Below are 11015 nucleotides of genomic sequence, written 5' to 3'. Positions count from 1 at the left end.
CTGACCTTCTGCATGCCATGCAGACGCGCTACCAACTGCGCCATACCCCCAAAAGGATTGCTACCCTGATCAGGCAACTCCATAATCATAGATGACTACCTGATCAGGATGCAAATTCACGATTACTGGTTCGGCTGTTTCGGGTCCTCAGGCAGCTCGATCACCGGGCAATCAGCCCAGAGACGTTCCAGCGCGTAGAAAACGCGGTCTTCCTGGTGCTGTACGTGGACTACAACATCTCCGTAGTCCAACAGGACCCAACGGCCCAAGCCAAAACCTTCACGGCGGACCGGGCGCATGCTGTATTCTTCCAGGACCTTGGCCTGAATTTCATCAACGATTGCGTTCACCTGCGGTTCTGATCCACCAGAGACAATCAAGAAGGCGTCGGTGACGCCCAGGCGGTCCGCTACATCTAGCGCGACCATGTTTTCTGCCAACTTTTCAGATGCAGCCTGTGCTGCAATCTTCACGAGGGCAATTGAATCTGCGTGTGCTCCCATTGAGTGGGGTGTCTCCTTGTTAGAGGTGTAGATCGAGAACTTAATTTTGCAACGAAACTAGTTGCCGAGCAACATGATCAGCCCGGCGATCAGCGCTGCACCGCCGACGCTCAGTGCCACGATCATGGCGATAAGCATATTGTTGGCGCGACGAACGCCATGTGTTTGAACATCCAACGGCTCAAGCCCCTGGGCGTTCACAGCATCAATTCGCGGCATCTGAACTTCTGGGGAGGCTTCAGGAGCCGCGGCTGGCTTTTTTGCCTCCGCAACTGGCTTAGCTGGCGTTTTGGCTGCCGGCTTGGCGGCCGATTTGGGAGCTGCCTTCGGTGCAGGTTTAGGTGCAGTCTTGGCAGCGGGCTTGGGCGCCGGCTTCGCCGCAGCTGGCTTTGGCGCTGGCTTGGCAGCGTCAGCTGTTTTAGCCGAAGGCTTTTTTGCAGCCGGTGCAGCTTCATCCTTCTTGGAACTGATTTTGCCGTCAGAATCAAGATTAAGAGACACGCTTTGCGTCTTGGGGCCCTGGACGCCAGTCTTGGCAATGCGGTCTTCTACCTCGCGAATATTCCCCATTGCGCCGGTGAAAGGATCAGAAGACTTGTCATCCTTGCCCTGCTTGGCGTTTTCTACACGCAAGCGCTCGCGTTCTGCGGCACGGCGGGAAATAATGGCGGCACGAGCTGCCATTTCACGCTGATGGGCAAGTACTTCGAGATCAATCTCGGAGTCATCTTCGCCCAAGAGGTTCGGGTCGATTGGCGCTTTCGGAGCATGCGCGCGTCGCGCTGCAAGTGCTTGCTCAACGCTCATCACCGTAGTTTCGGGTGAATCTTCGTCAGCAGCTGGTTTCTTGACTGGCTTCGCAGCCGGTTTTGGCGCGGCTGCCGGATCGGCTTTGCCCTGTTCGGCCAATGCCTGCAACCGAAGCTGGCGACGAGTCAGGGGCTTGGGGTCGTCCGCAGGTTCAACCGTTGGAATGTGGCTAGTCAACGCATCTACTTCGCCTTCAAGACGACGGCGCTCACGCAAAGCTTCACGATTCCGGGCACGACGAAGCGATGCGCGCTCCCCCACCGGTTCCTCATTAGCCGGCTCAGTGGCCGGCGAATCATTCTTCGCAGCAGCCTTGGCCTGCGGCGCTGGCTTAGGCTTGGCCGCCTGCTCGTCATTGTCCTTCGACGGAGCTGGCTTTTGAACGCCGGGCGCTGCTGCAGGCTTGCCTGGGCTTTGCGGCGCTTCATCGGCTTGCTTTGAAGTGGGCTGCTGAGCAGGCTTCTGGGCTGCTGCGCTGGTCTTAGCTGCCGGTGCGGGTTTCGGGGTCGGTTTTGCCGCCTGTGGCTTGGCCGGTTCCGGTTTCGGAGTTGGCTTTGCTGCGGGAGCGGCATCAGCTTTCGCTGGCGTTGCCGATTGCTCGGGTTCTCCCGCCTTTTTCTCACTTGCGAGTTCTTTTGCTTCTTGTTCTGCCTTGCTGCTTGCCAGCAATGCTTCCATTTCGGCACGTCGCTTTTCGCGCAGAGCTCGCCTGCTAGAAACCGGCTGCGAGTTATCGCTCATCCTGTACTTCTCCCCGACCGCATAGACAAATACCGTCACCCTTACCTAGAGATTATGCCGTGTTACGTCACCTAATGTGAGGTTACGACTCGGTATACAGCCCATATTTTGCAATGTACTGCACCACACCATCGGGCACAAGGTACCAAACTGGCTTATCCTGAGCGACTCGTACTCGGCAATCCGTCGACGAAATCGCCAGCGCCGGGATCTCCAACTGGGAAACATTGTCCCTGCCAAGATCGCTCATTACGTACCCAGGACGGCTCACGCCAACAAAATGAGCGAGGTCCCAGACCTGGTCGATGTCGCGCCAGCTCATGATCTGGCTCATCGCATCGGCACCGGTGATGAAGAACAATTCCGCATCAGGCCGTTGTGCCCGCAGATCAAGCAAGGTGTCCCGAGTGAAGGTGGCACCTTCACGGTCAATATCGACCCGGCTTACCGTAAACCGGGGATTGGAAGCCGTGGCAATGACGGTCATCAGGTAGCGGTGTTCCGCGCTGGTAACCTGCTTGTCGGCCTTCTGCCAAGGATGCCCGGTGGGTACAAAAACTACCTCATCCAAGTCGTACTCGGCCGCAACTTCGCTCGCGGCGACCAAGTGGCCATTGTGGATGGGGTCAAAAGTACCGCCCATCACGCCGAGGCGTAATGGGCGGTCACTGTGCTGCCGCTCGCTCAAGACTAGTGGCTATGTGGTTGGTGCGTCTTGAACTGGCGGTGAATATCTTGTTCTTCGTCCTTGACCGAGTGGCGGTTGCCAACATTGGTGTAGGAAACGGTGATCAATAGCAAGATCATCAATGCAACAAAAATGCCGCCACCGATCAGCAGGGACCAAGTGTGTGCACTCAAGCCAGGGGCAGCGGCTTCGGAGGCCAGAATCAGCGCGTTCAAGTAAATCTCCAGTCGTATCCACGGAAGACACCGGATCTTCAATTTCTATCGAAGATCCAGCGGTCCGAAAAGTAACGGTACGTTTCTTCTACATCCTACCGAAAACGGCGGTCAGAAACTATTTGCGAACGTGCCCGTCGCCCTGAACAATCCACTTGGTGGTCGTAAGTTCGGTCAAACCCATAGGACCTCGCGCATGCATCTTCTGTGTGGAGATGCCTACTTCGGCGCCAAGGCCCAGCTGTCCGCCATCGGTGAAGCGGGTCGACGCATTCACAATGACAGCAGCCGACTCGATCTCGGCAATGAAGAGCTCAGCAGCAGCCAAGGACGACGTAACGATCGCCTCGGTGTGCCCGGTTGAGTATTCGCGGATATGATCCAAGGCCTCGTCAATGTCGTCGACGACCTTGACTGCGAGATCCATATCCATGTATTCAACGCGCCAGTCTTCGTCCTGAGCTGGAACGGTCTTGAGATCAGGTACCAGGGCTGCAGCGCGTGCATCCACATGCAAAGTGACACCTGCATTGGAAAGCGCCTTGAGAACTGGCGAGGCAACCTTCGAGTCCTTATGAATCAGCAGGGTTTCCACGGTATTGCACACGCTTGGGCGCTGGGTCTTGGCGTTCATCAAGATATCGATAGCCATTTGCTCTTCAGCCGAGGAATCCAAGAAAATGTGGACATTTCCCTCACCGGTCTCAATCACCGGCACCTTGGCGGTGGTGACAACACGCTGAATCAAGTCGCGGCCGCCGCGAGGGATCAGCACGTCGATCTTGCCGCGAGCACCCATCATGGCGTCGGCGCCCTCGCGACCGAACTGATCGATTGAGGTCACCAGATCTCGCGGAAGCGAAACGGATTCCAAGGCGTCTCGAATGATCGAAACGAGGACTTGGTTCGAGTGCAATGCAGCAGTTCCGCCACGTAGCAAGACTGCGTTGCCGCTCTTCAGCGACAAGCCGGCGATATCAACCGTGACGTTGGGACGGGCTTCATAAATGGTTCCGATGACGCCCATCGGGACATTGATCTGCCGCATCCGCAAACCATTAGGCAAGGTCTCGCCGCGAACCACGCGACCGACAGGATCCGGTAGGCCTGCGAGTTCATGCAATGCGGAAACCAAGCCGTCAACGCGCTTGTCATCAAGCTTCAGGCGATCCAGCATGGCCACGGATGTACCATTAGCCTGCCCCGCCTCCAAGTCCTTTTTATTTTCCAGGAAGATCTTGGAGCGGTTCTCATGGATTCCTGCTGCGATCGCAAGCAGTGCACGGTCTTTCCAGTCTCGATTGGCGCGCTTGAGCACTCGCGAGGCACGGCGTGCTCGATCAGCGAGCTGATAAACCGAACCAGTGACGTCGGAGAGGTGTTCTTCTGTTCGTACTGCGTCGATACTCATAGTTTCCATCCTAGAAAATAGGTTCGATCAAAGCTAGGTCATCGACATGCACGACCGACTTATCGTAACCTTCGCCAAGTTGCTCAACCAGGTCGCCGGTGTTCTGCCCAAGCATCTCCGGCAGCTCTTCAGAGCTGTAATTCACCAGGCCGCGGGCGAAAGGCACGCGGTCTGAACCGCAGATTTCCACGGCATCTCCGGGCTCGAAGGCCCCCTCTACATCGATGATGCCGGCGGCAAGCAGCGAGTTGGTGCCTCGGGAAATTGCTTGGACCGCGCCTTCGTCAAGGATCAGGCGGCCTTCAATGCTTGCCAAGTAGGCAAGCCATACATCGCGTGCAGAGCGGCGGGAGTTTCTAGCGGCAAACCAGGTACCCACGTCTTCGCCCCGCAGCGCCTTGGCGGCGTTGTCGGTGCTGGTCACCAGGGTAGGGATGCCGGCCGAAGAGCTCATGGTTGCGGCGTCAACCTTGGTGATCATGCCGCCGGTGCCCACGCCAGCAGCACCAGGTGTACCCAGGTCTACCGCTTCAAGCTCATCGGGGTGCTCGATGGTGGTAATGCGGCTTCCGCCCTCTTCAGGATGCGCGTCATAAACTGAATCGACGTCTGAGAAAAGCAGCAGCGCATCAGCTTTAACAAGGTGCGCTACCAAAGATGCAAGGCGGTCGTTATCGCCGAAGCGGATTTCACGGGTTGCGACCGCATCGTTTTCGTTGACGATGGGCAGCACGCCAAGGTTCAAGAGCCTGACCAGGGAACGCAATGCGTTGGTATAGGAGGAACGGCGCATCAAGTCATCTGCCGTGAGCAATACCTGGCCAACACGCAGGTCATGTTCTTCAAAGAGCTGCGTGTATTGGGCCAGCAACAGCCCCTGGCCGACGGCCGCGGCGGCCTGCTGGGTTGCCAAGTCCTTGGGACGCTTGGGCAAACCCAGCGGGGCCAGGCCGGCGGCAATTGCGCCGGAGGAAACGAGGATGACCTCGGTGCCGTTGTTCACGGTTTCGGCGAGAGTGTCCACCAAAAACTTCAGTCTCTCATGGGATATCCCCCCGCTGACCGTGGTCAGCGAGCTGGATCCAACCTTGACAACGAGCCGCCGTGCATCCGGCAATTCGTGAGGAGAGGCAATGGCTGAAATAGTCTTGGTGGCACTTTCACTCATACTTTATTCTTCCTCCTGTGCTGCCTTCTTCCCAGCAGCTTTTTTTGCGTTCTTGGCGTTGACCGATTCAGTCCAGATGCCAGCCTTGCGTTCGGCTTCCAGCTCTGCTCGAGCGGCAGCCTTGGCGGACTTCCGGTCTTCGTGTTCGGCACGCTTTTCTTCGCGGGTCTTTCGATTGCCGCGGTCTTCGAGTCGCACGTCTTCGCCACGGCGGCTGCCGCCGAGCAATTCAGCGCCGGCAGCCATGGTTGGCTCCCAGTCAAAGACCACCGAATCTTCTTCGGAACCAATGACGACAGCGTCGCCCGGCTTGGCTCCGGCCTTGAATAGCTTGTTTTCTACCCCCAGTTTGGCCAGTCGGTCAGCGAGGTAGCCGACGGCCTCATCGTTACGGAAGTCGGTCTGCATGATCCAGCGTTCTGGCTTTTCGCCAATAACGCGCCACAGAGGCTCAAGGTTTTGTTCCTCGCGGCGAATGTAGAACTCTTCCTTGTTGCTATAGCGCGGACGGATCACAGGCACCTCGACTACCGGTGCTTCAACGACCTGTTCGGCTCGCGCTTGTTCTACCAATTCAGCCATAGCGAAGGACAGTTCACGCAATCCGTTACGTGACAGGGCTGAGATCTCGAAGACGCGATATCCGCGCTGTTCGAGTTCAGGACGCACGAATTCGGCCATTTCCGCACCGTCTGGCATGTCGACCTTGTTCAGGGCGATCAGCTTGGGGCGTTCGATCAGCGGGACGATCGTCCCGTCGGTGCCTGCGAAGGTCGAGTCGGCTTCGTAGTTCGCAAGCTCGGCTTCGATGGTGTCCAGGTCGCTAATCGGATCGCGGTCGGACTCCAGCGATGCGCAGTCCAGCACGTGCACAATCGCGGCACAGCGCTCAACGTGGCGCAGGAACTCGTGGCCCAGGCCCTTGCCCTCCGAAGCGCCAGGAATCAGCCCTGGGACGTCGGCTACGGTGAAGCGGGTATCGCCAGCCTGGACCACGCCGAGGTTCGGCACCAGGGTGGTGAAGGGGTAGTCCGCGATCTTCGGACGTGCCGCGGAGACCGCGGCGATCAGGGAGGACTTGCCAGCCGAGGGGTAGCCCACCAGCGCGATATCGGCCATGGACTTCAGCTCCAGGACGATGTCCTGGCTGGTTCCGGGAATACCCAGCAGCGCGAAGCCCGGGGCCTTGCGCTTGTCCGAGGAGATCGCCGCGTTGCCCAGGCCGCCCATGCCGCCGATGGCGGCAATGTATTCGTCGCCGGTGTTGACCAGGTCCCCCAGGATGTCCCCGTCCTTGGTCTTCACCACGGTGCCTGCGGGCACGCCGAGGATCAGGTCTTCGCCGTGCTTGCCTGGGTGCAGTCCGCCCTTTCCGGGTTCGCCGTTGCCGGCCTTGCGGTGCGGCAGGTGGTGGAAGTCCAGCAGCGTGGTGACCTGCGGGTCAACGCGCAAGATAATGTCGCCGCCCTTGCCACCGTTGCCGCCATCGGGTCCGCCAAGCGGCTTGAATTTCTCGCGCTTGATGGACACACAACCGTGGCCACCATTACCTGCGGTGACATGAAGGGTTACGCGATCAACGAATGCAGCCACGGGGCCATCTTCTCCTAGAACGGGGTTGCGAGAAGCTCTCGCAGAAAAAGTCTATCTACGCACACAAGGGGCGGACCGAATAACGGCCCACCCCTTCTGTACTAAAAAATTTGCCTGATGCCTGAATTAGGCAGCAGCAACAATGTTCACCACGCGGCGACCACGACGGGTGCCGAACTCGACTGCACCAGCAGCCAGGGCGAACAGGGTGTCATCCTTGCCACGGCCTACGCCGGCGCCTGGGTGGAAGTGGGTGCCACGCTGGCGAACGATGATTTCGCCTGCCTTGACTTCCTGACCACCAAAGCGCTTTACGCCTAGGTACTGTGCGTTGGAATCGCGACCGTTGCGAGTGGAACTCGCACCTTTCTTATGTGCCATGCCTTTTAGCCTCTTTCGCTACAAAAATGGATATTACGATCAGCCTGAATTAGGCGATCGAGGTGACCTTGACCTTGGTCAGAGCGGCACGGAAGCCCTGGCGCTTCTTGTAACCGGTCTTGTTCTTGTACTTCTGGATAACGATCTTCTCGCCGCGAAGGTTTTCTACAACCTCAGCGGTAACCGTGACCTTAGCCAGATCGGCAGCTGCGGAAGTTACCTTCTCGCCATCTACCAACAGCAAAGCAGGAAGCTCGATGGAGCTACCTGGGGCAGCCTGAAGACGGTCAACGGTGATGAGGTCTCCAACGGAAACCTTCTCCTGGTGGCCGCCTGCGCGGACAATTGCGTACACCACGTGGGTACTCACTTCTACTCGACGTTTATTGTCTTACCGGCGCAGATATCGACCCGAACACCCATAAATGAGTGCAATGAACGGGGATCTCATGCGCTTGTGCCTTGACGCCGAGCGGACGGAAAGTCCGTGATCTTGGCGTTTAGCACCGATCAACTAGATTACGCTAGTCCACGCCACTGGGGCAAATACAAACTGCCCCAGCGGGTGAAGCGTGATCAAGTTCATCTATTTCAGTTCGCGCACCGGAACGCCGACACCGAACATTACCGGTTGCCCGGCAGGCTCAGCTGGCTTTTCGTTGTGCGAACTGGAGGCATCCATTTGAACTACCGAACCGGTAGCAGCGGATACCTCTGCCACGAGAACCTCTGCGGTTGCGTCGCCCTGAGCCGAGGTGGCTCGACGACTGCGCCGCTTTGGCTTCGTGGAACTCTGTGGGGCCACCGCGCTAGCGGCAGCCGATGCTGCTGCAGTGGCCGTGGCCTCTGCAGCTGCTGGAGCGCTCGATGCAGGTATGGCCAGGCCGGTGAGTACCGGCTGGTCCTGCGCTGAGGCAGCTCCCGAGCCCTGTGGACGTGATGCCCGGCGGGAACGCTTGCGCGGCTGCTCAACCTGCTTCGGCTCATCCTCCACGGCAACAGCCGCTGGCTGCTCCGCTTCGATGTCCTGGCCAGCTTCCTCAGCCTTGGCGCCCTGCTGCTCGGCGTCTGCCTGTGAACGGTTGCGTCCACGGGAGCGCGAACGGCGGCGCGGCTTGCGGTTGCCCTCGCCACCCTCATCCTCGGTCTCGTCCTTGCCCGGCAGGGCAGCTTCGAGCGCTTCGAGGGTGACGGAGACGTCGGCGGCCACTGGCGTGCCGGTCTTCAGCACTGGAATCTGCTCGCCTTCGATGCTCACAGCGTTCTCAGCGTGTGGCTCCAAATGCGATGCGGCAGCAATACTTGCCAGCGCATTGCGGGTGGCTTCATCCTTCTCGCCCGTGGCGGCAGCCTCCTGCTTGGCAACCGGCTTGGCCTCGTCCTTCTCGCCACCGCGGCGGCGGCGGGAATTGCGAGATGGCTTCTCGTTGAACTTCTTGGCGTGCGGTTCACCGGCCGAATTGAAGGTGCGGCGGGATTCCACCGGCTCTTCGTGGGTGATCACACCGGCTCCAGCACAGTGCTCGCACTCTTCGCCGAAGACTTCCAGCAAACCGGTGCCCATGCGCTTGCGCGTCATCTGGACCAGGCCCAGCGACGTGACCTCGGCCACCTGGTGCTTGGTCCGGTCGCGGCCCAGGCACTCAACCAGTCGGCGCAGCACCAGATCGCGGTTGGACTCCAGGACCATGTCGATGAAGTCGATGACGATGATGCCGCCGATATCGCGCAGGCGCAGCTGGCGCACGACTTCCTCGGCCGCTTCCAAGTTGTTCTTGGTCACGGTCTCTTCGAGGTTGCCGCCCGAGCCGGTGAACTTGCCGGTGTTCACGTCGATGACCGTCATTGCTTCGGTGCGGTCGATCACCAGCGAACCACCCGATGGCAGGAAGACCTTGCGGTCCAGCGCCTTGGCGATCTGCTCGTCGACGCGGAAGTCGGCGAAGATGTCCTCGTCGGATTCCCACTTCTCAAGGCGCCCCATCAAGTCCGGCGCCACATACATGACATAGGCCTCAATGGTGTCCCAGGCATGCTCGCCGGAGACGATCAGCTTGGTGAAGTCCTCGTTGAAGACGTCGCGGACCACCTTGATGGTCAGGTCCGGCTCGGAGTACAGCAGTTCCGGAGCCAGGGTCTTGGTGGAGTTGGCCTGTTCTTCGATGCCTTCCCACTGCGCGCGCAGCCGGTTGATATCGTTGGTCAGCTCTTCCTCGGAGGCGCCTTCGGCGGCGGTGCGCACGATCACGCCTGCGTTTTCCGGAAGGTGGTCCTTCAGGATCTTCTTCAGGCGCTGGCGCTCTACGTCGGGCAGCTTGCGGGAGATGCCGGTCATCGAGCCGCCCGGCACGTAGACCAGGTAGCGTCCCGGCAGGGAGATCTGGCTGGTCAGGCGGGCACCCTTGTGTCCTACGGGGTCCTTGGTGACCTGCACGAGCACCGAGTCGCCAGCCTTCAGCGCATTCTCAATGCGGCGCGGCTGGCCTTCAAGGGCAGCAACATCCCAGTTGACTTCGCCTGCGTACAACACGGCGTTGCGGCCGCGTCCGATATCCACGAAAGCAGCTTCCATGGAAGGCAGCACGTTCTGCACCTTGCCGACGTACACGTTGCCGATCAGCGAATCCTGCTGGGTCTTGGACACGAAGTGCTCGGCGAGCACCCCATCTTCCAGGACGCCAATCTGGATGCGGTCTTCGCGCTGGCGCACGATCATCTTGCGCTCCACGGATTCGCGGCGGGCCAAGAACTCTGCCTCGGTGATCACCTGGCGGCGGCGGCCGGTCTCGCGTGATTCGCGGCGGCGCTGGCGCTTGGCTTCCAGGCGGGTCGAACCGCGCACGGAGGCCACCTTGTCGCTGACCGAGCCATGGCTTTCGACGCTGCCGCGCGGTGCGCGAACGCGGGTCACGGTGTTGGGTGGATCGTCCTGCGAACCGCCCTCAAGTTCCAGATCAACATCTCCGCGGCGGCGGCGACGGCGGCGGCGCGAGGTCACGTCATCGCTCTCGGCTTCAGGAGTTTCCTTGCGCGCTGGTTCGTGCTTCTTGGCAACGACCTGCGCCAGAACCGCCTGAGCGGTTTCTGGAATGGCGAAAGGGTTCAAGATCATCGAGCTGCCGTGCTCGGCCAGCAGCTGGCCGGTGTGGTCTTCTACCACCTCTGGGGCGTCCTGCGGCTCAGTGGTCTCTTCTGCCACCGGGTTGGCGATTTCTTCGCTGGCCTGTTCGGTGGTCTCCTGCTTGGCAGCTGCCTGCTCGACTGCTTCGTCGCTGGCAGCATGGCGTGCCACCTGCGCACGGCGCTCTGCCTGGCGGCTGGCGCGCTGGGCTGAATCAGGGGTGGAAACCTGGGTGCGGCGAGTAGCTCGCCAACGGTATGGGCTTTCTTCAATGCCGGCTGCGGCATTGAGTTCAGCCAGGGTCATGGCGCGGCGCAGTGGCCGCGCAGGGGTGGTTGAAACGCTGGTACGACGGGCTCGCGTTGAACGATTGCCTCGCTTGCT

The 11015-nt window shown here is 59.8% G+C and carries 10 protein-coding genes; all 10 read right to left on the bottom strand.

Going from position 1 to position 11015, the window contains the following annotated elements:
* Positions 1–122: 122 nt before the first annotated feature.
* The 10 genes from rsfS to H6F58_RS17510 all read right to left on the bottom strand — a co-directional run bounded on the left by rsfS (position 123) and on the right by H6F58_RS17510 (position 10937).
* Positions 123–503 (bottom strand): ribosome silencing factor, encoded by a 381-nt coding sequence (rsfS, locus tag H6F58_RS17555; protein WP_195182251.1) that lies wholly within the window; start codon positions 501–503, stop codon positions 123–125.
* A 57-nt stretch (positions 504–560) separates the two neighbouring features.
* Positions 561–2054, bottom strand: a complete 1494-nt coding sequence (locus tag H6F58_RS17550) for a hypothetical protein (protein WP_195182250.1) — start codon at positions 2052–2054, stop codon at positions 561–563.
* Between the two features lie 82 nt (positions 2055–2136).
* A complete protein-coding gene (gene nadD, locus H6F58_RS17545) occupies positions 2137–2742 on the bottom strand; it encodes a nicotinate-nucleotide adenylyltransferase (protein WP_075972469.1) in 606 nt (201 codons plus the stop codon).
* Positions 2743–2744: 2 nt separating this feature from the next.
* Positions 2745–2957 carry a hypothetical protein gene (locus H6F58_RS17540; RefSeq protein ID WP_195182249.1) on the bottom strand — a complete coding sequence of 71 codons (213 nt, stop codon included), beginning with the start codon at positions 2955–2957 and terminating at the stop codon, positions 2745–2747.
* Between the two features lie 118 nt (positions 2958–3075).
* Entirely contained in the window at positions 3076–4368 is a 1293-nt protein-coding gene (locus H6F58_RS17535; RefSeq protein WP_244652677.1) for a glutamate-5-semialdehyde dehydrogenase, read from the bottom strand.
* Between the two features lie 10 nt (positions 4369–4378).
* Complete coding sequence (gene proB, locus H6F58_RS17530) at positions 4379–5536, bottom strand: glutamate 5-kinase (protein WP_060701768.1); 1158 nt, start codon at positions 5534–5536, stop codon at positions 4379–4381.
* 3 nt (positions 5537–5539) lie between these two features.
* Positions 5540–7129: a GTPase ObgE gene (obgE, locus tag H6F58_RS17525; protein ID WP_195182247.1), complete on the bottom strand. Its 1590-nt coding sequence runs from the start codon at positions 7127–7129 to the stop codon at positions 5540–5542.
* Between the two features lie 126 nt (positions 7130–7255).
* Complete coding sequence (gene rpmA / locus H6F58_RS17520) at positions 7256–7510, bottom strand: 50S ribosomal protein L27 (protein ID WP_022875303.1); 255 nt, start codon at positions 7508–7510, stop codon at positions 7256–7258.
* Positions 7511–7559: 49 nt separating this feature from the next.
* A complete protein-coding gene (rplU, locus tag H6F58_RS17515) occupies positions 7560–7868 on the bottom strand; it encodes a 50S ribosomal protein L21 (RefSeq protein ID WP_013349163.1) in 309 nt (102 codons plus the stop codon).
* 228 nt (positions 7869–8096) lie between these two features.
* Complete coding sequence (locus H6F58_RS17510) at positions 8097–10937, bottom strand: Rne/Rng family ribonuclease (protein ID WP_195182252.1); 2841 nt, start codon at positions 10935–10937, stop codon at positions 8097–8099.
* Between the last annotated feature and the right edge of the window lie 78 nt (positions 10938–11015).

It is taken from the genome of Glutamicibacter sp. FBE19, from assembly GCF_015524875.1.
GTDB lineage: Bacteria > Actinomycetota > Actinomycetes > Actinomycetales > Micrococcaceae > Glutamicibacter > Glutamicibacter halophytocola.
Note: the sequence above shows the minus strand (reverse complement) of the source record. Positions and strands in the feature narration are given on the sequence as shown.